At 69.3% G+C, this 21,767-nt stretch carries 18 protein-coding genes and 2 pseudogenes; 12 read left to right on the forward strand and 8 right to left on the reverse strand.

Translation table 11 applies throughout. The annotated features are described in order from the left end of the window. Positions 1–138: 138 nt before the first annotated feature. The 4 genes from ACZ4RZ_RS40170 (at position 139) to ACZ4RZ_RS40185 (ending at position 5,373) form a co-directional block, all read left to right on the forward strand. A complete protein-coding gene (locus tag ACZ4RZ_RS40170) occupies positions 139–1,998 on the forward strand; it encodes a M1 family aminopeptidase (protein WP_467752308.1) in 1,860 nt (619 codons plus the stop codon). Positions 1,999–2,298: 300 nt separating this feature from the next. After that, complete coding sequence (locus tag ACZ4RZ_RS40175) at positions 2,299–3,462, forward strand: S1 family peptidase (RefSeq protein WP_467752310.1); 1,164 nt, start codon at positions 2,299–2,301, stop codon at positions 3,460–3,462. Positions 3,463–3,746: 284 nt separating this feature from the next. Beyond that, complete coding sequence (locus tag ACZ4RZ_RS40180) at positions 3,747–4,847, forward strand: PP2C family protein-serine/threonine phosphatase (protein WP_467752312.1); 1,101 nt, start codon at positions 3,747–3,749, stop codon at positions 4,845–4,847. A 70-nt stretch (positions 4,848–4,917) separates the two neighbouring features. Then, positions 4,918–5,373: a tautomerase family protein gene (locus ACZ4RZ_RS40185; RefSeq protein WP_467752314.1), complete on the forward strand. Its 456-nt coding sequence runs from the start codon at positions 4,918–4,920 to the stop codon at positions 5,371–5,373. Positions 5,374–5,569: 196 nt separating this feature from the next. Here ACZ4RZ_RS40185 and ACZ4RZ_RS40190 read toward each other — a convergent pair whose 3' ends face one another. Then, positions 5,570–6,529, reverse strand: a complete 960-nt coding sequence (locus ACZ4RZ_RS40190) for an alpha/beta hydrolase family protein (protein ID WP_467752316.1) — start codon at positions 6,527–6,529, stop codon at positions 5,570–5,572. A gap of 169 nt (positions 6,530–6,698) precedes the next feature. Here ACZ4RZ_RS40190 and ACZ4RZ_RS40195 point away from each other — a divergent pair. Then, positions 6,699–7,007 (forward strand): annotated as a pseudogene (locus ACZ4RZ_RS40195) (TetR/AcrR family transcriptional regulator); the annotation flags it as partial. 34 nt (positions 7,008–7,041) lie between these two features. On the opposite strand, the gene kstD reads toward ACZ4RZ_RS40195, so the two are convergent. Next, positions 7,042–8,838 (reverse strand): 3-oxosteroid 1-dehydrogenase, encoded by a 1,797-nt coding sequence (gene kstD, locus ACZ4RZ_RS40200; RefSeq protein WP_467752317.1) that lies wholly within the window; start codon positions 8,836–8,838, stop codon positions 7,042–7,044. Positions 8,839–9,088: 250 nt separating this feature from the next. Between kstD and ACZ4RZ_RS40205 the strand changes: the two genes are divergently transcribed. Next, positions 9,089–10,732, forward strand: a complete 1,644-nt coding sequence (locus ACZ4RZ_RS40205) for a GMC oxidoreductase (protein WP_467752319.1) — start codon at positions 9,089–9,091, stop codon at positions 10,730–10,732. Between the two features lie 63 nt (positions 10,733–10,795). Here the strand turns inward: ACZ4RZ_RS40205 and ACZ4RZ_RS40210 are convergent, their stop codons facing one another. Both ACZ4RZ_RS40210 and ACZ4RZ_RS40215 read right to left on the reverse strand, forming a co-directional pair. Continuing rightward, a complete protein-coding gene (locus tag ACZ4RZ_RS40210; RefSeq protein ID WP_467752321.1) occupies positions 10,796–11,275 on the reverse strand; it encodes a carboxymuconolactone decarboxylase family protein in 480 nt (159 codons plus the stop codon). A 6-nt stretch (positions 11,276–11,281) separates the two neighbouring features. Continuing rightward, positions 11,282–12,355 (reverse strand): NAD(P)H-dependent amine dehydrogenase family protein, encoded by a 1,074-nt coding sequence (locus tag ACZ4RZ_RS40215; protein ID WP_467752322.1) that lies wholly within the window; start codon positions 12,353–12,355, stop codon positions 11,282–11,284. 112 nt (positions 12,356–12,467) lie between these two features. On the opposite strand from ACZ4RZ_RS40215, the gene ACZ4RZ_RS40220 reads away from it, so the two are divergent. Further along, positions 12,468–13,088, forward strand: coding sequence for an L-threonylcarbamoyladenylate synthase (locus tag ACZ4RZ_RS40220; protein WP_467752324.1), 621 nt, complete (start codon positions 12,468–12,470; stop codon positions 13,086–13,088). Positions 13,089–13,111: 23 nt separating this feature from the next. On the opposite strand, the gene ACZ4RZ_RS40225 is transcribed toward ACZ4RZ_RS40220, so the two are convergent. Beyond that, on the reverse strand, positions 13,112–14,305 hold the full coding sequence (locus ACZ4RZ_RS40225; protein ID WP_467752423.1) for an ArgE/DapE family deacylase: 1,194 nt from the start codon (positions 14,303–14,305) through the stop codon (positions 13,112–13,114). 216 nt (positions 14,306–14,521) lie between these two features. Here ACZ4RZ_RS40225 and ACZ4RZ_RS40230 point away from each other — a divergent pair, with 216 nt between their 5' ends. Further along, the gene (locus ACZ4RZ_RS40230) at positions 14,522–14,995 is read left to right on the forward strand and encodes an Lrp/AsnC family transcriptional regulator (protein ID WP_467752326.1); all 474 of its coding nucleotides are present in this window, start codon (positions 14,522–14,524) and stop codon (positions 14,993–14,995) included. Between the two features lie 96 nt (positions 14,996–15,091). On the opposite strand, the pseudogene ACZ4RZ_RS40235 reads toward ACZ4RZ_RS40230, so the two are convergent. Then, a pseudogene (locus ACZ4RZ_RS40235) lies at positions 15,092–15,499 on the reverse strand (M4 family metallopeptidase); the annotation flags it as partial. Here ACZ4RZ_RS40235 and ACZ4RZ_RS40240 point away from each other — a divergent pair. Together ACZ4RZ_RS40240 and ACZ4RZ_RS40245 are read left to right on the forward strand one after the other, a co-directional pair. Then, the gene (locus ACZ4RZ_RS40240; protein ID WP_467752327.1) at positions 15,426–15,578 is read left to right on the forward strand and encodes a hypothetical protein; all 153 of its coding nucleotides are present in this window, start codon (positions 15,426–15,428) and stop codon (positions 15,576–15,578) included. The pseudogene ACZ4RZ_RS40235 and the gene ACZ4RZ_RS40240 overlap by 74 nt on opposite strands. Positions 15,579–15,648: 70 nt before the next feature. Continuing rightward, entirely contained in the window at positions 15,649–15,789 is a 141-nt protein-coding gene (locus ACZ4RZ_RS40245; RefSeq protein ID WP_467752329.1) for a hypothetical protein, read from the forward strand. A gap of 9 nt (positions 15,790–15,798) precedes the next feature. Here ACZ4RZ_RS40245 and ACZ4RZ_RS40250 read toward each other — a convergent pair whose 3' ends face one another. Beyond that, complete coding sequence (locus ACZ4RZ_RS40250; RefSeq protein WP_467752331.1) at positions 15,799–16,647, reverse strand: SMP-30/gluconolactonase/LRE family protein; 849 nt, start codon at positions 16,645–16,647, stop codon at positions 15,799–15,801. Positions 16,648–16,853: 206 nt separating this feature from the next. After that, positions 16,854–18,635, reverse strand: a complete 1,782-nt coding sequence (locus ACZ4RZ_RS40255; protein ID WP_467752333.1) for a PucR family transcriptional regulator — start codon at positions 18,633–18,635, stop codon at positions 16,854–16,856. 675 nt (positions 18,636–19,310) lie between these two features. Here ACZ4RZ_RS40255 and dnaK point away from each other — a divergent pair. Both dnaK and ACZ4RZ_RS40265 read left to right on the forward strand, forming a co-directional pair. Then, positions 19,311–21,203, forward strand: coding sequence for a molecular chaperone DnaK (gene dnaK / locus ACZ4RZ_RS40260; protein WP_467752335.1), 1,893 nt, complete (start codon positions 19,311–19,313; stop codon positions 21,201–21,203). 9 nt (positions 21,204–21,212) lie between these two features. Next, on the forward strand, positions 21,213–21,764 hold the full coding sequence (locus tag ACZ4RZ_RS40265; protein ID WP_467752337.1) for a nucleotide exchange factor GrpE: 552 nt from the start codon (positions 21,213–21,215) through the stop codon (positions 21,762–21,764). Positions 21,765–21,767 lie beyond the last annotated feature (3 nt).

The raw sequence follows: 21,767 nt of genomic DNA on the forward strand, positions 1-21,767 counted from the left end.
GACGGCAGCGGAAATCTCTCCCCAGCGATCGGGCAACCGATGCGCACAGCACAGCCCGAGGCCGCCCTCCGGCGCACCCAAGCCGGCAGGGCAGTCACCGAGCAGGCCGGAATCCCGGCCGCCTCAAAGGAGTTTCGCGTGAGACCAACCCCCCGCAAGGCCCTCGCCGCGAGCGTACTCACCGCCGCCGCGTTGGCCGCTGTCTCGCTCCCCGTCACCCCGGCGGCAGCGGCGTCGCCCGTGGCCCCTCAGGCCGCCGCCTGCACCCCGACCCAGGTGGTCAGCAACGGTGGCTTCGAAAGCGGCACCTCGCCGTGGACCCAGTCGTCATCCACCCTGATCACCAACCGCGCCGGTCAGACCGCCCACGGCGGCACCACCTTCGCCTGGTTGAACGGTGTCGGCAGCACGCACACCGACAGCCTTTCGCAGAGCGTCACGATCCCGGCCGGGTGCAGCAGCGCCACCCTCACCTTCTGGCTGCACATCGACACGGCCGAGACGACCTCGTCCACCGCGTACGACAAGCTGACGGCGAAGATCGGCAGTACGACGCTGGCGACGTACTCGAACCTGAACAAGAACACCGGCTATGCGCAGAAGTCGTTCGACGTGTCGTCGTTCGCGGGCCAGACCGTCAACGTCGCCTTCACCGGCACCGAGGACTCCAGTCTCCGGACGAGCTTCGTCCTCGACGACGTCGCCCTCAACACCTCCGGCGACACGCCCCCGCCGGCGGACTCCACGCGCACCCCGGCCGCACCCTCGTACACCGTCAGCCTGAGCAGCAATACGAGCGGCACCGTCTGGAACGGCCATGAGACCGCGGTCTTCACCAACGCCTCCTCGACCCCGCTCAGCGAGGTCTACCTGAGGCTGTGGGACAACTACCACGGCACCTGCTCCGCCATGCCGATCACGGTCAGCAACGTCACCGGCGGCACCGCGGGCGCCCTGTCGGTCGGCTGCACGGCCCTCAAGATCGACCTATCAACACCCGTGGCACAGGGGCAGACCGCCACGATCGGCTTCGACCTCGGCGTCACCGTCCCCAGCGGGGCCGACCGCTTCGGCCACGACGGAGCCTTCAGCTTCATCGGCAACGCCCTGCCCGTCCTCGCGGTCAAGGACGGATCCGGCTGGCACCTCGACCCGTACACCAACAACGGCGAGTCGTTCTACTCCCTGGCCGCCGACTTCAAGGTGACCCTCGACCACCCGAGCACCCTGCTGGTGCCGGCCACCGGCGCCTCGGTCGACACACCCGGCTCCAGCGGACGCACGGTCACCACGGCCACCGCCTCCAAGGTCCGTGACTTCGCCTGGGCGGCAGGCCCGTTCACCAAGCTCTCCGGTACGTCGACCGCCGGCACCCCGGTGAACGTCTACTCGGTCTCGGGCATCAGTTCGTCCGACGCGCAGTCAATGCTCACCACCGCCAAGACCGCCGTGGACGCCCACGCGGCACGCTTCGGCGCCTACCCGTACGGCGAGTTGGACGCGGTGATCGACAACAACTTCTGGTTCGGCGGCATGGAGTACCCGGGGTTCGTCCTCGACCTGGTCAGCACCACGGCGCTCACCCATGAGATCGGACACCAGTGGTGGTACGGGATCGTCGGCGACGACGAGTACAACAGCCCCTGGCTCGATGAGGCGTTCACCGACTACGCCACCGACCTGGCGCTCAACAAGACCGGCACCAACTGCTGGAACAGCGTCTCGTGGGCTTCGTCGGCAGAGAAGATCACCAACTCGATGGCCTACTGGGACGCCCACTCGTCCCGCTACTCCACCGTCGTCTACGGCTACGGCAAGTGCGCCCTGCACGACCTGCGCCGCCTCCTCGGCGACACCGCCATGGCCAAGCTGCTGAGGGACTACGCCACTTCGCACTGGTACGGCGTCTCGACCACGGCCGAGTTCAAGGCCGCCGCCCAGGCCGCCACGACCACGGACCTGACCTCGTTCTGGACCCAGCACCGCATCGACGGCTGAGACCGCACCGGTTCGCCGCGGTTGGCGCTCTTCGGCGTCACCCGCGGCGAACCTGTACATGACGCCCTGGGACCTCCCGCGCCGCGTGACCGTGCATTCCGCCGACCGCCTCCCGATCGGCGGCACCTCCGTCCAAGCCAGCAGCCGTGGCGGCCGAGCCGCGGGGCGAGCAATGGCTTGCATTGGCATGGACCTGCCCACGATCCCTGACTAACCTCATCGACGCACACTCTTGAGAGCGCTCTCGCCCTGCCCTTCCGCTCCACTCCCCCATGACCGGAACGACGAAAGGCAACTCCCTTGAGACGCAAGACTGTTCTGCGGGTCGGCTTGTCCGCGGCCCTGCTCGTGAGCACCGTGGCCGCCGCCCTCACCACCCAGGCGGCCGCCGCCGACGCCCCCGCCGCCGCTCCCTCCTCCGCGACCGGCACGCTGGGATCACCGGCCCTGATCACCGCCATGGAGCGGGATCTTGGCCTGTCGAACGGCCAGGCCACCGCCCGGCTCAAAGCAGAGGCGACGGCGCGCGCCGTCGAGCGGGCCGCCCGACGTGCCGCGGGCGGCTCGTACGGCGGCTCGTGGTTCGAGGCGGAGAGCGGCCGACTCACCGTCGCGATCGCCGACAGTGCGCGAAAGAAGGCCGTTGAGGCCACGGGCGCCCGGGTCGCTCTTGTCGAGCACACCGAACGGCGGCTCGACGCCGCCATGGCGAAGATCGACACCCTCGACGCCCCGACCGGCGTCAGCGGCTGGCATGTCGATCCCAAGAGCAACTCGGTCGTCGTCAACGTGGTCGTCCCAAGGGCGGATGACAACGATGTCCGGGCGTTCCTGACGCGCGCCCGCCAGGCCGGACCGGTGATCGTCCAAGAGACGCGGCAGGCGCCACGCACTCTCGCCGCCGGAACGGTCGGCGGAGACCCCTACTACACGGGCAACGTCCGCTGCTCCATCGGCTTCTCCGTGTACGGGGGCTTCGTCACCGCCGGACACTGCGGACAGCCCGGTGCCGGCGTGAGCGGCTGGGACCACAGCTACATCGGCAACTTCCAAGGTTCCTCCTTCCCCGACAACGACTACGCCTGGGTCAACGTCGGCAGCGGCTGGTGGACCGTGCCCGTCGTACTGGGCTGGGGAACCGTCTCCGACCAACTCGTCCGCGGATCGGCGGAAGCCCCTGTTGGCGCGTCCATCTGCCGTTCGGGCTCCACCTCCCACTGGCACTGTGGCACCGTGCTCGCCAAGAACGAGACCGTCAACTACAGCCAGGGCGCGGTGCACGAGATGACGAAGACGAGCGTCTGCGCCGAACCGGGGGACTCCGGCGGCTCCTTCATCAGCGGCGACCAGGCCCAGGGCGTCACCTCGGGCGGCTGGGGCAACTGCAGCAGCGGCGGCGAAACCTGGTACCAGCCGATCAACGAGATCCTGAACCGCTACGGGCTCACCCTCCACACCGCGTGACCGAATCCGCCGCCGGTGCGGCAGACCGTTCCGGCACCCTCCAGGTGCCGGAACGGTGCGCGGGGGCGGCGCGAGGACAGGGGCTGCCGACAGCGCTGCGCCGCGTATGCCACAGAGCGCAGCCGTGTCAGTGCGTACGGCTCTCGCCCTTATGCGGCCTGCCGCCGCACGGATGTTGACGCACGGGGCGACCTTGATCGTCACGACGACGCCGCCGTTCGCCGGTGGATCGGAATGCGCGGTGGGCTCGAACGGAGGAGCGTGGTCATGTAAGGAGGAGCGCCATGGCCAGCAGGGCCGCTTCCGGGAGGCGGGACGGTGAGGACCAGGGGTGGCTGCGTGGTTCGCCGCCTCCGCGCTGGGTGCGAGTGCTGCCGCCGGTACTACTGGCGGGGGTCTGTGCGGCCGAGCTCATCAGTCGCGAGCCGCTGGACATCGGATTTCTGCTGGGCGCCATTCCGTCGCTGGCCGTGCTCTCGTACGGGCCGGTGGCCACGGGCGTGTTCGGTTGCATCGTCGTCGTGCTGTTGAACGTCCCTGTCCTGCAGCTCAACCACCCGGGCAACACCGACCTGTGGACCATCAGCTTCATCGCCGTGCTGAGCGTCCTCGCGGCCCTGGTACGCAGCCGCAGGGACGAGCACCTGGTGACGGTACGTAGCGTCGCGGAAGCCGCCCAGCTCGCCGTTCTGCCGCCGCTGCCGGAGCGCGTCGGCCCCGTGCGCTGCACCGGTCTGTACCGGGCGGCACAGCGCGAGTCGCTGGTCGGCGGCGACTTCTTCGACGTGCGTGACGGGCCCTTTGGCGTCCGGGCCGTGATGGGCGATGTGCGCGGGCACGGGCTGGCGGCCGTGGGCACGGTCGCCTCGCTGCTCGGGGCCTTCCGGGAGGCAGTGCTCGACCAGCGCGACCTGGAGGCGGCCGCGGCCCGCCTCGATCGCAGACTGATCGTGGACTCCGCGGGAATCGAGCATGCCGAGCTGTTCGCGACCGCCGTGCTCCTGGAGTTCTCACCTGGCGCCGATACGGTGCGGCTGGTGTCCTGCGGGCATCCGCATCCGCTGCTGCTGCGCGGTGCGGAGGCCATCGAAATCGAAGTCGAGCCCGGGGCCCCGCTGGGTCTCGGGCTCCTCGACGCCGCCACCCCGCAAGGGCGCACCGTCCGCCTCGAGCCCGGTGACCGGCTGTTCCTGGCATCCGACGGAGTGTCGGAGGGCCGCGACAGCACCGGTGCCTTCTACCCACTGGCCGATCGTCTGGCCAAGTTCGCGGAGGATTCGCCGACCGCGCTGATCGACGGTGTGTGGGAGGACCTCGTCCAGTACTGCGGAACGATTCGCGACGATGTCACCATGCTGCTACTCGCGCCGCTGCAACGCCCCTGAGATTGTACCTACTAGTATGTACGATCGTGATCATGAAAGCGTGGGCCCACCGAAGAGGAGAACCGCTGACATGCCCTTCGTTCGCGTTGACGCGTTGGCGACCGACGGTGACCGACTCGACGCGCTCGGGCGTGCCGTGCACGATGCCTTGATCCAGACGATCGGCTTCCCACCCGACGACCAGTTCCAGGTTCTCGTAGGTCACGACGGCTCCAGCAGCATGCTGCGCTACGGCGACTACCTCGGCGTGCACCGCGACGACGGCATCGTGTTCGTCGCGATCACCATGCGCTCCGGGCACACGCCGGAGCAGAAGCAGGCCCTGTACCAGCGGATCGCCGAGCTCGCCCATGAGTACGCGGGAACCGAGCCGCGGAACGCGTTCATCACGGTGACCGAGAACGAGTCGATCGACTGGTCGTTCGGCCATGGGGTGGCGCAGTACGCCGTTCCAACCGATGTGGCCGACCCGCCATCGACGGTCGCCGGGAACCACTGCCGCGTCAGGGAGCCCTTGCGACCTTGAACCCGAGGTGACCGAAGCCGGCTCTCGAAGGAGCTGCCGATCCAGCTCGCCGACGAGATGGCCGTCCGCGTCGGCGTAGCGCGTTTCGTTCCGGAAAGGCGCGGGCCGGTGCGGCGACCATCTCATCGTCGAGTGCGATCATCTCGTGCTGTTGGTCCGCTGCAGAGCTGGTGCCCGAGATGGTGCCTCTATGGCCTTACTTGGATTCGACCCGTCCGAGCGGGTTGGGGCCGGCCGTCAGCGTGTCACGCGCAGCTTGCCAAGCGGGATCCCCGGGGTAGAGCTCGGTGCGGAGGTAGGCCCAGGTGAGCCGCTGGACCGCAGTGACTCGCTCGGGGCTCTCGTCCGTGGTCTCGGCGACGTCATATCCGGACACCCCGCCAAGCCCGTGCTCCGCGTCGAACAGGGTGAGCAGGGACTTGGGGCCCGGGGAGAGGAAGTACGGATCGGCGTGCCAGTCCGGGCCCGCAACCGACAGGTGGGCAGAGGTGTCTTTGTCCCCGGCCACCACGAGCGCGGGCGTCGTCATCTCGGAGAAGTCCGTGGTCAAGAAGAATGAGTAATTCTCGGCCGCGAACTCGCTGAGGGCATCGCCGCCCCTGCCGGGCGCGGCAAGCAGGACACCCGCCTTGATCCGGGGCTCGGCCAGGTTCACTTCCGTTCCGTCGTGCGGATCGGTGAGCCGGGCGCCCAGCAGCAGGCTCGCGGTGTGCCCGCCCATCGAGTGCCCGGCCACGGCGACCTTGCTTCGGTCAAGGCGCCCGAGGAGCTGCGGGACGGCGGCCTCGATCACGTCGAGCTGGTCGAGGATGCGCTTCATGTCCTCGGCCCGCGATCGCCAGTACAGAGGCGCCCCGGGGGTATCGGGATCCAGGCTCAGCGTCCTCGAACTCAGATGGGTGGGCTGGATCACGACGAAGCCGTGCGCCGCCCAGAAGTTGGCGAGGGGGGCATAGCCGTTCAGTGAGGAGAGGTGGTTCGAGTAGCCCTGACCGTGCGAGAGCAGGATGACCGGCAGTTCGCTCCCGCTCACGGGCGCGGAGACTCGTACCTCCAGGTCCACGGCTCGATCGGGAGCCCGCAGCACTACCGGACTGACCGAGACGACGGGAGCGGGCGAGCTGAAGGTGTCGGCTGTATATGTCGATTCACTCATGATGCGTAATTCCCTTCCATGGCCTCTGCCGCCGGTCCCATGCGGCCGGCGGCGGGTGAGGCGGTCAGGAGCATCCCGCTTCAGCTACACCGAAAGCGGAACACTGTTCCGTATAAAACATACGGAACAGTGTTCCGCTTTGTCAACGGCCGCCGGTAAGTAGAGCGTGGTGCCCACCGCAAGCCACTCCGGGGAGGTGCCGGCCCGAGGCAAGCGGTCTGACGCGCTGCGCAACCAGCAGACGCTGCTTGCCGCCGCCGCTGCGGTGTTCGTCGCCTCAGGCGTCGACGCGCCGATCCGAGAGATCGCGGCCAGAGCCGACGGCGGGACGGGCACGATCTACCGCCACTTCCCTGATCGTGCGGCTCTCGTCGTCGCCGTCTACCGCCACCAGGTCGAGGCCTGCGCAGAGGCCGGCCCGAGCCTGCTGGTCAGCGCCGACTCTCCGCTCGCAGCACTCCGTCAGTGGGTCGACCTGCCCCGTATGCGCCGAGGGAGAGGGCCCCGCGCATTCAGGCCGTCCCCGCGATGTCCAGCGCCGCGATGTACCCGAACGTCATCGCCGGACCGATCGTCGAGCCGGCGCCCGCGTAGCTGTGCCCCATGACCGCCGCGCTCGCGTTCCCCGCCGCGTACAGGCCGGGAATCACGGAGCCGTCCGCGCGCAGCACGCGCGCGCGGGAGTCCGTGCGCAGTCCGCCCTTGGTGCCCAGATCGCCGGGGACGATCTTGAATGCGTAGTACGGGGCCAGCCACAGGGGGGCCAGACAGGAGTTGGGGAGGATCGCGGGGTCCGTGTAGTAGTGGTCGTAGACACTGTCGCCGCGATGGAAGTCGGCGTCCTCGCCGTTCCGGGCGAGGCTGTTGAAGCGGTTGACGGTCGCGCGCAGGGCGGCCGCGGGTACACCGATGGCGGCGGCCAGGGCGTCCAGCGTCCAGGCCTTGTGCGCGGCGCCGGACGTGTACCACGCGTCGGGGAACATGAACGTCGGCACGACGTCCTTGAACAGGTAGCGGTTGCGGTAGTTCTGGTCGACGATCAGCCAGGCCGGGATGTCGGACGCGGTGGCGTTGCGCTCGTACATGGTGTGCACGACATCGCTGTACGGAGCGGCCTCGTTGACGAAGCGGGCTCCGGCTGCGTTGACCAACAGCCCACCGGGCAGGGTGCGTTCGGCGAGGCAGAAGTAGGGCTGGCCGGGCAGCGGGATCGTCGGGCCCCACCAGGCGTCGTCCATCAGGTCGAGCGCGGCGCCGGCCCGCTCCCCCGCCCGGATGCCGTCGCCGGTGTTCTCCTTGGCGCCCACCGTCCACGCGGTGCCGATCGGCTGCCGCTGGTACTGGGCGCGCATGGCCGCGTTGTGCTCGAAGCCGCCGGAGCCGACGATCACCCCGCGCCGGGCCCTGACCAGGCCTGATGTGCCGTTCTGGGTGACCACGGCGCCGGTGACGGCTCCGTTCTCCACATACAGATCGGACAGTGGGGTGTTCAGCCACACCGGCACCTGGGCGGCGAGCAGTCCGGCACGCAGGCCGGCCGCCAGTGACTGGCCCATCGTCAGGGGCTTCTGGCCGAGCAGTGCCGCCTTGGTGCCGCGGGCGAGGCATTCGGTGGCGACGGCGGCGCCCTTCGCGCTGACGGCGGAGAGCGTGAGCCATTTGTAGTCGGCGCTGAAGACCACCATGCCGCTCGGGACCGTCATGTACGACGGGTTCAGGCGGGCGAGTTCGGCGCCGAGGATGTTCCCGTCGAGCTGGTCGGGCTCGATGGAGCGGCCGTTGGGCAGCCCGCCGGGCAGCTCGGGGTAGTAGTCGCTGTAGCCCTCCATCCAGCGGAAGTGGAGCGGGCTGTTGGCCATGACGAAGGAGATCATGGCGGGTCCGTGGCCGAGGAAGGCCTGTTGACGGTCGGCGGAGACATCGGGGCCGACCACCGCGGAGAGGTAGGTGGCGGCCTTCTCCGGGGTGTCGGGGACACCGGCGGCGAGGATCACCGGGTTGTTCGGGATCCAGATGCCCGCGCCGGAGCGTGCCGCCGAGCCCCCGAAGGTGGCCGCCTTCTCCACGACGACGCAGCTCAGTCCCTGTTTCGCGGCCGTCAGCGCGGCGGTCATACCCGCCGCTCCGGAACCGATCACCACGACGTCGTACGTGCCGAGCAGGGGCAGGTCGGCCGCCTCGGTGACACCCGGGAGGCCTGCCGCGAGCACGAGCCCGGCGCCCGTCGCGGCGCCGAGCACCTGGCGCCGCGACGGGCCGGGCGCCGAGAAGGATTCGGTACGTCTGACGGGATCCGCGCTCGTGGACATGGCAGGGCGCTCCAGCGGGGCGAAGGAATGTGGGGCGAGCCGTGCTCCGGGAGCCAACTGGCTCCCGCCGCAGCTGTTCTGATGCAGCGTCAGAAAATGTTGCGCGGTGGTCTTGTGAAGTCAAGACACGCAGGGCTCATCACTCCAGACCACCCCAAGATCGGACACAAGTTACCTAGAGGTATGTAGTGACATAACAAGCAAGCAACAGTAGAACGTGTTCCCACTCATCGAGAGTGAGGAGCGTCACATGAGTGACACTGCCCAGCAAAACAAGGCTTCCAGGGGTGTCTCGCGCCGAAGATTCATTACTGGAACTGGTTCTATTATTGGAGCCGTGACTCTTGCGGGTCATCCCGCGGCGGCTCAGGAACAGGCCGTCATGGCGGCCGGACCGATCGCCTCCGGAGCCCATGTCCCCGTCCTGGTGATCGGCACCGGATACGGCGGCTCGGTCGCCGCCCTGCGGCTGGCCCAGGCCGGTATCGACGTACAGATGGTCGAGATGGGGATGGCCTGGGACACCCCGGGCTCGGACGGCAAGATCTTCGCCAACACGACGAGCCCGGACTACCGGTCGTACTGGCTGCGCACCAGGACCAAGCAGCCCATCAGCAACTTCCTCGGCTTCCCGATCGACAAGGACGTCCCCCGCTACACCGGGATTCTGGACGCCGAGGAGATGGGACAGATCATCGTGTACCAGGGGCGCGGTGTCGGCGGCGGCTCGCTGGTCAACGGCGGCATGGCCGTCACTCCCAAGCGGGAGAACTTCGGCGCCGTCCTCCCGTCGGTGAACGCCGACGAGATGTACGGCACTTACTACCCGCGCGCGAATGCCGGACTCGGGGTCGCCACCGTGGACCCGACGTGGTTCGACAGCACCGACTGCTACCAGTACGCGCGGGTCGGCCGTAAGCAGGCCCAGCGTTCCGGCTTCCCCTTCGTCTTCGTACCCGACGTGTACGACTGGGACTACATGGAGCAGGAGGCCGCCGGAACCGTCACCAAGTCGGCGCTGGCGGGCGAGATCCTCTACGGCAACAACTACGGCAAGAAGTCCCTGCAGAAGACCTACCTCGCCCAGGCCAAGGCCACCGGCAAGGTCACCATCTCACCGCTGCACAAGGTGACTTCGGTCTCCCCGGCCGCCGGTGGCGGCTACACGGTCCTCATCGACCAGATCAACACCACCGGCGACACCACGGCCACCAAGACGGTCACCGCGGACCGGGTGTTCTTCGCGGCCGGCAGCGTCGGCACCAGCAAGCTGCTGGTCAAGCTGCAGGCCACCGGAGCGCTGCCCGGCCTCAACGACCAGATCGGCAAGGGCTGGGGCGACAACGGCAACGTCATGTGCGGGCGCGCCAACCACCTGTGGGACCCGACCGGCGCACTCCAGTCGAGTATCCCCTGCGGCGGCATCGACAACTGGACCGCCGGTGGCGCGTTCGCCGAGGTCGCGCCGCTGCCCACCGGGATCGAGACGTACGCGTCGTTCTATCTGTCCATCACCAACAACCCGAATCGCGCCCAGTTCTCCTGGAACGCCGCCACCGGCAACGTCGATCTGAACTGGCAGACCGCCTGGAAGCAGCCGGCCATCAACATGGCCAAGTCGATCTTCGACAAGATCAACGCGAAGGAGGGGACGATCTACCGGACCGACCTCTTCGGCACGTACAAGATCTGGGGCGACCACCTCACGTACCACCCGCTCGGCGGCGCGGTGCTCAACAAGGCCACCGACAACTACGGTCGCCTGCAGGGCCATTCAGGCCTGTACGTCATCGACGGCTCGCTGATCCCCGGCAACACGAGCGTCAACCCGTTCGTCACCATCACGGCGCTCGCCGAACGGAACATCGAGAAGATCATCGCCACCGACCTCTAGTGCCGGCCGGACCTACCGGGCGGCCCGAATCCGTGCCTGATCCTCTCAACCGCCCGGGCCCGCTCAGTGGGTGGGCAGCACGCACACGGTGTCCAGGCCCAGCACATGGTTGAGCCGGCCGAACGCCAGCCAGGAGCCGATGCTCATGCTCAGCTCCACGATCTCGCGCTGGCTGTAATGCGCGGTCATGCGAGTCCAGAACTCGTCGTCCAGACCGTGGTGATCCAGTGCGTACCGCTCGGCGTACTCCGCGGCCAGCCGGGTGCGGTCGTCGAAGGCGTCGGTGGTACGCCACTGGGTCACCGCGTCGGCGAACTCCTCCTCGACCTTCTGCCCGTCCCGCTCCGTGCGCCAGTCGAGGCAGAACAGGCACCCGTTGATCTGCGCGATGCGCAGCCGTGCGGCCTCGAATTCGTGCAGTCCCAGGGTTGTGTGCTCGTACACCGAGAGCGAGAAGTTCGCGGCCGCCATGCCGATTCCGGGGACCATCTCGCCCCACACGTACCCGATCGGCTCCTGGCCCTCGGGGATGTCGATGTGCATGGTGGGTCACTTCCTTCCGAGTCTGCCGACTGCGGGACGCAGCGGGACGTCGAGCGCGTCATAGAGTCCGGGTTCCGCGTCCACGAGCCAGTCGATGGCGCCCACCAGTCGGCCGACCGCGGTGGCGTTCCCGCCCGCGGAGCGGTTCTCGCCTTCGTCGATGGCCTCCACGGTGACCTGGATGCGCGGACGGCCCTCGATGATCACGCGATGGGCTCCGTCGCCGTCCGGCGGTGTCGGCCAGTCCGGTGCGCAGGACGGGTGGATGCGGGTGACGTGCTCGATGACGATCCGGGGTTCGCCTCCGACGATCCCCTGCACCTCGAACCGGACCGCACCTTGGGTTCCGGCCTCGAACCCGCCCATCGTGAGCGTGCTCACCGTGGTCTCCAGCGGGCGCCGCTCCACGGTCTCGCGGATCTCGTCGATTTCGACGCCCAAGGCCCTGGCCATCAGCCGTATCTGCCCGCCCCACACCATGGTGGGGACCGACGCCACGAGCATCAGCGGTTCGTAGTCCATCGGCTGGCCCATGCCGACCAGATACCGAACGGATTCCTCCTGCTCGTACGTGGAGTAGTCGAAGATCTCCTGGCAGCGGATCGCGTCCACCTCGGTGCCGAGTCCGCTGATCAGCAGGGGCAGTACGTCGTTGCCCCAGCCGGGGTCGACACCCGAGACGAACAGGGACCCGCCGCCGTCCTCAATGGCGGCCAGCACCGGATCCCGGAACTCCGGCGGGGCATTGCGCTGGTCGTAGAGCGGGTAGAGCGCGGGGGTGACGACCACGGCACCGGCCAGGATCGCCCTGCCGATGTCGGCGAGGGCCTCGTCGGGCCGGATGTCGCCGGAGGCCGCGTACACGACGGCCTGCGGTCCGGTGGCCAGCACGGCCTCGATGTCGTCGGTCGCCGCGACCCCCAGTCCGTGGTCGAGCCCGGCCAGGTCACCGGCGTCGCGGCCGACCTTGTCGGGGTTGTGCACGAGCACGGCCGCGAGTTTCAGCGCAGGATGGGCCTCGACGGCGCGGATGGCCGCGCGGCCGACATTGCCGGTACCCCAGACCACCGTGGAAATCATGCGGCGGAGGGTAGCGAGAGGACCTCAAGGTTCCTATAGCCGTGAGCGGTGAAGATGTGCGAGGCGAGTGCCGGTCGGCCGGACGGCCGCGCCGCGGATCTAAGCTCGGCGCATGGCCAAGTACTTCGACGTGCACCCGGAAAACCCGCAGCGGCGCATCATCGGCCAGGTGGTCGACATCGTTCGCTCCGGAGGGCTCATCGTCTATCCGACGGACTCCTGCTTCGCGCTCGGGTGCGCGCTGGGCAACCGCGAGGGGCTCGACCGCATCCGCTCGATCCGCCAGCTCGACGAGCGGCACCACTTCACCCTGATGTGCCAGGACTTCGCGCAGCTGGGCCACTTCGTACGTGTCGACAACGCGGTGTTCCGTACGGTCAAGGCGGCGACCCCCGGCAGCTACACCTTCATCCTCCCGGCGACGAAGGAGGCGCCCCGCAGGCTGCTGCATCCGAAGAAGAAGACGGTCGGGGTGAGGATCCCCGATCATGTCGTCGCCCAGGCGCTCCTCGCCGAACTCGGCGAACCGCTGTTGTCGAGCACCCTTCTCCTGCCCCACGAGGACAAACCTCTCACCCAGGGCTGGGAGATCAAGGAGCAGCTCGATCACGCGGTGGACGCGGTGATCGACTCCGGTGACTGCGGCACCGAGCCGACGACGGTCGTCGACTTCTCCGGCCCAGAACCCGAGGTCGTACGTCTGGGGGCCGGCGATCCCGCACGGTTCGAGTAGTCCCGGCTCGCCCGCGGCACCTGCTATTTGGTGCCGACCGTGCGCAGTGCGGCGAGCACCAACGTACGGGTGACGATCACGACTTCGGCGAGGTGTACCTGCTCCCGCGGCCCGTGCGCCAGTCGCACGTCGCCGGGTCCGTACTGCACGGTGGGTACGCCCGCCGCGCTGTACAGCCGCAGGTCGCTGCCGTAGGGCGCGCCGTGTTCGTGCGGGCGGTGACCTCCGGTGACCTCGGCGTGCGCGCCACCGACCAACGCCGCGAGCGGGTGCCCGGCCGGCAGACGTCCGCTGGCGAACTGGCCGCCGGACCAGGTCACCATGGCGGGGTGGACGCGCAGCCACGCATCGTCCGCGCAGGCTTCGGCGACGCACGTCTCCAGTTCCGTACGCGCCTGTGCCGGGTCCTCACCCAGCCGGACACCCAGTCTTCCTTCGACCACGAGCAGGTCGGGGACGCTGCTGGCCCAGTCGCCCGAGCGGACCGTGCCCACGGACAGCGGGTAGGGGATGGGGTATTCGGCCATCAGGGGGTGCGGGTCGGCGTTGCGGCCGATCTCAAGACGGCCCAGTGCGCGATGTATCGGCAGATAGGCGTCGAGTGCGCTGACTCCCGCATAACGCGTGCTGCCGTGGGTGGCCTTGCCGGGCACCTCGATCCGGAAGGTCAGCGCCCCGGCGTTCGCGGTCACGAGCGTGGCGCTGGTCGGTTCGGTGATGACGCAGGCGTCACCGATGTGGCCGCGCTGGAGTGTGCCGAACGCGCCGAGCCCGCCGTCCTCCTCGCTGACCACGAAGTGGGCCGCGACACGGCCGCGCAGCTCGGCCCCCGCGGCGCGGATCGCAGCCAGGGCGGCGAGCACGGCCGCCACTCCGGCCTTCATGTCGCAGGCGCCGCGGGCTCGGACCACATCTCCGGCGCAGCGGGCGACGAACGGATCCCCCGCCCACTGCGCGCGGTCACCGGGCGGTACGACGTCGACGTGGCCCTGGAGTATGAGGGTCGGGCCATCTCCGCCGTTGCCCGTGCTGCCCACCAGCCCCCACGCCTCCTCGCGCGGGGCCTCACAGCCCGGAAAGTCGGGATGCGCGCGCAACTCGGGCACGTTCATGGACCACAGGTCGACGTCGAGATCCAGCCGTCGCAGGTGCCGGGCCAGGATGTGCTGCAGCTCGGACTCCGCGGCGCTGCCCGTCACGCTCGGAACGGCGAGCAGTTACAGCAGCACCCGGGCCAGGCTCACTTCGTCCACTGCTGCCAGCGCGGCCGCTTCCACATCGCTCAGGATCGCTGTCATGGCGATTCCGCTCCCCGCAGGTCGACGTCAGGACGACCGGAGACTATGACCGCCGGGTCGACGCAAACAATCGCCATAACCTGCCGGTCACAGGCGATCCATTGCAATATTCAGCATGCTCTGGAGAATCTTTGCGTGCTCGCCACTCCCCCTGACGCCCGGAGGCCGCTCGTGGACTCGATCGACGAGGAGATCATCCGCTGTGTACTGCGCAACGCCCGGTCCACCTACGCCGAGATCGGCAACGCGGCCGGACTCTCCGCGCCGGCCGCCAAGCGCCGTCTCGACCGATTGGTCGCGACCGGCGCGATCCGTGGCTTCACGGCCATCGTCGACCCGCAGACGCTGGCCTGGCGCACCGAGGCATTCGTCGAGGTCTACTGCCGGGGCAACCCCACTCCCGGTGAACTGCGCCAGGCACTGGAGGACATCCCGGAGGTCGTCGAGGCCTGTACGGTCTCCGGTGCCGCGGACGCGGTCCTGCACATGCTGGCCAGGGACATCACCCATCTGGAACAGGCCATCCAGCACGTCCGGGCCACCGCCCCCGTCGAGCGCACCGAAAGCGTCATCGTGCTCTCCCGGCTGATCGACCGGCCACGCCTGTGACCGGCCACGCCTGTGAGCGGTACGGGGCCGCGACGCGGCTCGTCCTCACGGATGAGTCACGTCGCGGCCGGGCGCGCAGATGTCAGGTGGTGCCGATCAGCTCGTCGTCAGAGCCGTGTCGTCCACGACGAAGCTGGTCTGGAGGGAGGAGTCCTCGACGCCGCTGAACTTCAGCGTGACGGTGGAACCTGCGAAGGAGGACAGGTCGAAGGACTTCTGGGTGTACCCGGTGGCCTTGTTGAGGTTGGAGTAGGTCGCCAGGGTGGTCGAACCGGCGGTCACCGTCAGCTTGTCGTACTGGGTGCTGGTGGTGGTTTCCGCGCTGTCGATGTGCAGGTAGAAGGTGAGGGTGGCCTTGCAGCCGGACGGGACCGTCACCGACTGGGACAGCGTGTCGGTGTGCGTGGAGCCGTAACCGTCCAGCCAGGCCTTGTACGAGCCGCCGTGGGCCGCCTGGCTGCTGGAGTTGGTGATGACACCGCTGGTGGCGGTCCAGCAGCTGTTCGGCGGCGTCGCCGAGGGTCTCCCAGAACGTCAAGGGCATGCCGATGTGGGACATCGGACACAGAACGGCTACCGGTGAACGGTCGCTGAACATCGCGGCGCTGCGGCTCGAGGAGGTGCCCTTCCTCGAGCCCGGTGGACGGTGCCGGGTGCGACTGGTACCCCTCGTTCCCTTCTGGTGGCTGCATCTTCAGCCGGGCCGCCGGATCACCATGCACGAGGACCGAACCATGGCCGGTACCGCGATCGTCCTGGACGTACGCCCGCCCGCAGGCCCCTCGGCGGGGTGATCGCCGGCCTCACGGCCAGCCGGCCCCCGGTACCTCGACCTCGGTGGCGAGCACCTGCCCGGAGCCGGGTGCCACCAGCTCGGACGCCGTCATCCCCTGCCATCCGGCGGCCACGATGAACAGGGTCGTTCCGTCGGGGCCGCCCAGTGCGCAGGCGAAGCCGCCCCGGTCCAGGTCGACCCTGTCCAGCACCGCGCCGCCCTCCGCGACGCGCACACAGCACCGGCCCGGCACATCGGCGTACCAGACGGCGTTCTGCGCGTCGACGCAAATGCCGTCCGGGGTGCCCTCGCCTAGGTCGGCCCAGACCCGCCGGCCGGACAGCCGGCCGTCCGCGCCGATGTCGAAGGCCACCAGGTTGTGCCGGTACGAGTCCGCCACGATCAGCGTGGAGTTGTCGGGCGTCACCGCCATCCCGTTGGGGAACGCGATGTCGTCGGCCACTTGGCGCACCGAGCCGTCCGGCGCGACCAACGAGACCGAGCCGGGCTTGAAGGCCTCCCCCGCCATCGGGTTGAAGTCGGCGCGATTGACGTAGGTGTTGCCGCGGCCGTCGATCACGATGTCGTTCCAGCCCGGCCTGCCCAGGTCCGCACAGGTGACCAGCGAACCGTCGGATTCCCGGCGCAGCAGTTGCCCGTCCGGCGACGAGACGATCACCATCCGCCCGTCGGGGAGCCAGGCGGTGCACAGCGGCAGCGATGCCACGCGTGCGACCACCTCGCTGCGGCCGGCCGGATCGAGGGCGACGACCTCGCCGGCCGACCAGTCGGAGAAGTACAACCGGTCACCGTGCCAGCGCGGCGACTCGACCAGTCCCCGTCCGCCGAGCAGCGTCCGCACCTCGTTCATCCTCATCGCAGCCCTCGTCCCGCGCCGGCCCGACGCCGACGTCTCAGTACCTCAACGAACGGTCACCGGCCGAATCGACAGGTTGCCGCGGGGCGGGTTCGGACTCTCGCCCGGTTCTGCTGTCCGGCGACGCGTCGGTAGGGCTCGCCTCGAAGCTCGCCGTATGGCTGGGCTCGCCTTACGACTGAGCCCGCCGTACCGCTCAGCTCGCCTTACAGCGCGAGGCCGCTCACTTTCCAGATCCGGGTGGCCACTTGGAGGTGAAAGCGAGTGTCCACGTCGTCCAGGCGCCGGCCGCTGACCTCCCGGATGCGTTGCAACCGGTAGCGCAGCGTGCTGCGGTGGACGGCGAGGGCGTGGGCCGTCTCGTCGTAGTTGCCGCCATGGTCGAAGTACTGGGCAAGGGTGCGCACCAGATCCGTACCGTGGGCCTCGTCGTAGTTCAGCAGCGGGCCCAGCCACTCGCGGACGAAGATGTCGACGTCCTTGGAGTCGTTGCCCCGCGCGAGGATGCGGTAGAGCCCCAGCTCCTCGTACACGGTGGTGCCGTACGGTTGCTCCGACTGCCGGCGGACGCCGAGCGAGCGGACGGCCATGTCGAAGGAGCGGGGAATGTCGGCCGTGGCCTCGCACCGGCCGCCGATCCCCACCGCCCCCTGCGAAGAGCCCAGTTCCTCGGCGGCGGCCTCGTACAGCCCCGCTTCCCGCGGCTCCCCCTGGACGACGAGGACCGCCATCTCGGAGCGTCGACCGATCAGCGAGCGCAGGCCCACTTTCTGGGCCGCATGGGCCACCGCTGCGATGAACCGGTCGTCGGCGGCCCTCCCCTGCCACCGCGCGGCCACCACGTACTGCGGCCCGTGCAGGTCGTGCCCGACGGCTCCCGCCCTGGCATAGGCTCCGACCTCGTCCGCGCCGGTGAGCAGGTCGTCCACCAGTTCCCGGCGCATGCGCAGTTCCGTCTCGGCCAGGCTGCGCCGGTGCGCCAGTTCCAGCGCCAGTGCCGTGCAGGCCTGCCCCAGAGTGAACTCCTCCGCCCGCCCCGCCGTGGCGGTGGGATCGACAAGTGCGATCGTGCCCAGCACCTCGCCGTGGTGGCGGGCCAGTCCGACGAGGCGGCCACCGTGCCGGACCGGGGCCAGTGCGCGCATCGCGTCCTGCAGAACCCGCTCGCGCACCGATGGACCGGGCTTGTCGCCGGCATCGGCAAGGCCGGGGCCCGCCCAGGCGAGAAGGTTCCCGAAGCGGTCCTCGACGCAGGTGGGGAAGCCGGTCAGTTCGTACACGGCGCGGGCGATGCCGTCCTCCCCCTCGTCGGCGAGACTCGACCGGGCGAGGACTTCATGCACGTTGCGCTGGCCCTCCAGCTCCGCCACGAGCGCGGTGAGACGTGCGTTGGCCGCTTCGCGCTCCTCGATCGCCCGGAACAGTTGCCTGGCGTACTCGCGGTCGCGGCGCCGGGCGTCGGCGTTGAAGAGGGCTGCGCCGGTCGGCTGGGCGAGGGCGTACGCGAGGAAGCGCGCATCGTCGGACGGCGGTGTTCGCGCGCTCACGACGAGGTAGCCGACCAGGGCGCCGGCACAACGCAGGCCCACCGCCCATCCCCAGCCGCCCTCCCAGAAGCTGATTTCGCCGTCCTGCCCGTGCAGTGCGGTCAGCTGGTCGGGGGTTTCGGACATGTCGCGCGGAGTGTGTCCACCGACGAGCTCGGCCGGTGGAGCCGCTCCGAGCTCGAAGCGTCCGTCCCTCAGCAGGTAGCCGCCCTCGGGCCGACAGCCGGTGAGGCGTGGTACCGCGCCCATGGCCAGGTGCAGGATCTCTTCGGCCGGACGGCCGTCCAGCATGGTCACGGCCAGCCCGAACACGTCGTACAGACGGGCCGACTGCCAGCGGTCCCAGGACGCCGGATCGGTGGTCGGGACCATGCCGCAGGGCCCGCCGGGTCCCCCGATCTCGTGGGCCGCACCGGGGGTGTCGTCGGCCGTGCCGGGCATGCCGCAATAGTAACTTTCGCCCCATCGCGCCGCTTCCTGTGCGCGGGAGGACGGAGGGACGGCCTGGGGCAGGCGCGGGACGGTGAGGGGACCTCCCTGGGGTATGCGCGCGGGATGGGGAGTGAGCCGGGCGGTCGCAACGGCCCGTGTTGTTGGGATTTAAGTCATTTCGGGTACGGGTGGCTTGTGCCCGCCGGACGAGCGGCGGGCCGGTAAATCGATCCGCCGGGGCCAGGCACCGCGGCCGCACGCCTGCGACGCTGGTGAGAGGGCCGCGCGGCCGGCCCGCCGACGCGCCGAGGGCCGGCCCTCGTCACCCGGCACGGACGAGAGCGGGGGTGGGGGCTGTTTTCCGGTCGGGCGGCGCACCACGGGCGGAGTGACCTCCGCGCTCCCCGCAGGACGTACGTCCGTTCCCCTGCTCTGGCGGGTGGAATCCGGGGGCGGAATTTGGCCCCGTCGGGAGCAGGCGTCCCCCCTTGGTCCTGTACCAGTCTGGCAGGGACAGGAACGACGAACCTCGAATCCGAGTTCGCATCGGGCCTCTCAGCGCGCCGACAGCGCGAGCGCCGAAGGCACTGCCGGAGTGCGCCGACAACACGGCCCCCTCACCTGAACACAGCCGCCAACACCGGGTGCGGGTGGATGCCTGGGTGGCAGGCGAAGGAGTTCCTCATGGCCAAGGCAGTCGGAATCGATCTGGGCACCACCAACTCCGTGATCGCCGTGTGGGAGGGCGGTGAAGCGACCGTCGTACCGAATGCCGAAGGCTCGCGTACGACACCCTCCATCGTCGCCTTCGCCGAAGGGGGCGAACGTCTGGTGGGTCAGCTGGCCAGGCGCCAGGCGATCCTCAATCCCAAGGGCACCATCTACTCAGCCAAACGGTTCATCGGCCGTCATTACGACGAGGTGTCGGACGAGGCCAAGGCGGTGGCGTACGACGTCGTCGAGGGCGAGGGCGGCGTCGCCCGCTTCAAGGTGCGCGACAAGCTGTACGCGCCCGAGGAGATCAGCGCTCAGGTGCTGCGCAAGCTGGCCGACGACGCGGGCAAGCAGCTCGGCGAGCGGGTCACCGAGGCCGTCATCACCGTGCCGGCGTACTTCAACGACGCCCAGCGCCAGGCAACCAAGGACGCCGGCCGTATCGCGGGGCTCGAGGTGCTCCGGATCATCAACGAGCCGACGGCGGCGGCACTGGCGTACGGCATGGACAAGAAGCAGCACGAGACGGTGCTGGTCTTCGACCTCGGGGGCGGCACCTTCGACGTGAGCATTCTGGACGTCGGCGACGGAGTCGTGGAAGTGCGGTCGACCGCGGGTGACAGCCACCTCGGCGGCGACGACTTCGACCGTCGGCTCGTCGACCTGCTGGCCGACACCTTCCAGAAGGAGAACGGGATCGATCTGCGCAAGGACCCGCAGGCGCTGCAGCGGCTGTTCGAAGCCGCGGAGAAGGCCAAGACCGAGCTGAGTTCGGTCACGCAGACGCAGGTCAGTCTGCCGTTCATCACCGCGGACGCCTCCGGTCCCAAGCACCTGACCGAGACGATCATGCGGTCCAAGTTCGACCAGATCACCGCCGATCTGGTGGAACGGACCCTGGAGCCGGTCAAGCAGGCGATGTCCGACGCCAAGATCAGTGAGAGCGACATCGACGAGGTCATCCTGGTGGGCGGCTCCACCCGTATACCCGCCGTGCAGAGCCTGGTCCGCCGGCTGACCGGTGGCAAGGACCCGAACATGAGTGTCAACCCGGACGAGGTCGTGGCGCTGGGCGCCGCGATCCAGGCGGGTGTCCTCAAGGGCGAGGTCAAGGACGTCCTGCTGCTCGACGTGACACCGCTGTCGCTGGGTGTGGAGACCCGCGGCGGCGTGATGACGAAGATCATCGAACGCAACACCACGATCCCGGTCCGCCGCTCGGAGACCTTCTCCACCGCGGAGGACAACCAGGAGGCCGTGGACGTCGTCGTCCTGCAGGGCGAGCGGGAACTGGCCGCCGACAACCGGGTCCTGGGCAGGTTCCAGCTGAAGGACATCCGCCCGGCATCGCGCGGTGAGCCGCAGGTCGAGGTCACCTTCGACATCGACGCCAACGGAATCCTGAACGTCACCGCACGGGACAAGGACACCGGCAAGGAGCAGTCCATCACCATCAGCGAGGGCTCCAACCTCGACCAGGGCGAGGTCGAGCGGATGATCCAGGAGGCCGAACGCCACCGCGGCGAGGACCAGGCGCTGCGCGAGGCCGTGGACGCCCGCAATGAGCTCGACGCCGTGGCCTACCAGGTCGAACGCCGGCTGAGCGAGCTCGGCGACGCCGTTCCCTCGCACGAGCGGGCCCGCGCGGACATGCTCGTGGCCGACGCCCGCGAGGCGGTCAAGCAGGAGGCGCCGCCTGACAGGGCCAGGCCGCTCACCTCCGAGCTGCAGCAGATGCTGGCCGCGCTCGCCGCCCACCAAGCGGGCGCGACCGCTCAGGCACAGGCCGGGACGGAGGACACCGCGAGCAGCACCGCGGCTGCCGACGACGACGTCATCGACGCGGAATTCGACAAGAGCTGAGGTGCGGTCATGGCCACCGGACAGGAGCCGATGACGCCCCCGGAGCAAGCGCAGCCGGTCGAGGACCCGACCGCGCAGCAGCCGGTCGAGAACACCGCGGCCACGCGGCAGCCGGAGGCGGACGACCAGGCCGCGGCCCTCGACGAACTCCGGGACCGCTGGCGCAGGGCGCTCGCCGACCTGGACAACCTGCGCAAGCGCCATGCGAAGGAACTGGAGCGCGTACGCGTTGAAGAGCGCGCCCGTACGGCGGCGGCCTGGCTGCCCGTCCTCGACAACCTCGAACGGGCTCTGGCCCACGCCGACTCCGATCCCACCGCCGTGCTGAAGGGCATCGAGGCCGTACGGGACCAGGCCGTCGAGGTGCTGCGCGGCCTCGGATACCCCCGCTACGAGGAGACCGGGGTGCCCTTCGACCCGACCCGGCACGAGGTCGTCGGCGTGGTCGACGACCCCGACGCCGAGCCGAACACGGTGGCCCAGGTGGTGAGTCCGGGCTACGGCGCGAACGGCAGGCAGCTGCGCCCGGCGTTCGTCGTGGTCAGCAAGCGGCAGGAGTGACGC

It is taken from the genome of Streptomyces sp. NPDC027189, assembly GCF_055566975.1.

Excerpts from the sequence above, each read along its gene's own strand:
- ACZ4RZ_RS40180 (WP_467752312.1), top strand. The coding sequence starts at position 3,747 with ATGGCCAGCAGGGCCGCTTCCGGGAGGCGGGACGGTGAGGACCAGGGG.
- ACZ4RZ_RS40185 (WP_467752314.1), top strand. The coding sequence starts at position 4,918 with ATGCCCTTCGTTCGCGTTGACGCGTTGGCGACCGACGGTGACCGACTC.
- ACZ4RZ_RS40190 (WP_467752316.1), bottom strand. The coding sequence starts at position 6,529 with ATGAGTGAATCGACATATACAGCCGACACCTTCAGCTCGCCCGCTCCC.
- kstD (WP_467752317.1), bottom strand. The coding sequence starts at position 8,838 with ATGTCCACGAGCGCGGATCCCGTCAGACGTACCGAATCCTTCTCGGCG.
- ACZ4RZ_RS40205 (WP_467752319.1), top strand. The coding sequence starts at position 9,089 with ATGAGTGACACTGCCCAGCAAAACAAGGCTTCCAGGGGTGTCTCGCGC.
- ACZ4RZ_RS40210 (WP_467752321.1), bottom strand. The coding sequence starts at position 11,275 with ATGCACATCGACATCCCCGAGGGCCAGGAGCCGATCGGGTACGTGTGG.
- ACZ4RZ_RS40215 (WP_467752322.1), bottom strand. The coding sequence starts at position 12,355 with ATGATTTCCACGGTGGTCTGGGGTACCGGCAATGTCGGCCGCGCGGCC.
- ACZ4RZ_RS40220 (WP_467752324.1), top strand. The coding sequence starts at position 12,468 with ATGGCCAAGTACTTCGACGTGCACCCGGAAAACCCGCAGCGGCGCATC.
- ACZ4RZ_RS40250 (WP_467752331.1), bottom strand. The coding sequence starts at position 16,647 with ATGAGGATGAACGAGGTGCGGACGCTGCTCGGCGGACGGGGACTGGTC.
- ACZ4RZ_RS40255 (WP_467752333.1), bottom strand. The coding sequence starts at position 18,635 with ATGCCCGGCACGGCCGACGACACCCCCGGTGCGGCCCACGAGATCGGG.
- dnaK (WP_467752335.1), top strand. The coding sequence starts at position 19,311 with ATGGCCAAGGCAGTCGGAATCGATCTGGGCACCACCAACTCCGTGATC.
- ACZ4RZ_RS40265 (WP_467752337.1), top strand. The coding sequence starts at position 21,213 with ATGGCCACCGGACAGGAGCCGATGACGCCCCCGGAGCAAGCGCAGCCG.